At 68.3% G+C, this 501-nt stretch carries 1 protein-coding gene; it reads left to right on the top strand.

What is annotated here, in order from left to right:
* Positions 1–164 precede the first annotated feature (164 nt).
* Positions 165–501: amidase (locus CW267_RS29940; RefSeq protein WP_101148724.1), on the top strand; the 337-nt coding region annotated here is incomplete at its 3' end.

The following is a 501-nucleotide window of genomic DNA, read 5'->3' as shown; positions in this document are numbered from 1 at the left end:
CAGGACCCCTTCGCCGCGCTCGGCCACTGGGGCCAGGCGCTGTATGTGATCCCCGAACAGAAGCTGGTGATCGTCCGCTACGCCGACGACCGTGACGGCAGCTACCAGCACGACGCCTTCCTCAAGCTTGCCCAGGCGGCCTTCGCCCACGGGGAGGTGCAGCCATGATCCGCCGTCATCCGATTCTCCCCGCCCTGGTCCTGCTGCTGCTCGCCCTGGTGACCACGGCCTGGCAGAACCGCGTCCACCTCGCGGCCTTCCCCGGCATCATCGGTGCCTACACCGCCAAGGAGTACTGCTCCTGCCGCTACGTTATGGGGAACTCGGCGGACTATTGCCGGGCCTATACCCAGCAGTACGTGCCGACCAGTGGCTTCTTCGACGACGAAGCGCGCAAGCGGGTGACCGCCCGAGGGCTCGGCAGTACGCAGACAGCCGCCTGGCTCAGCGCGCGCGAGGGATGCCAGCTGAGGCCCCAGGCGGACGCCTTGCCCGAATCGG

It is taken from the genome of Klebsiella sp. X1-16S-Nf21 (assembly GCF_002837615.1).
GTDB classification, from domain to species: Bacteria; Pseudomonadota; Gammaproteobacteria; order Enterobacterales; family Enterobacteriaceae; genus Klebsiella; species Klebsiella variicola.
This window is presented reverse-complemented; position numbering and strand designations above follow the sequence as displayed.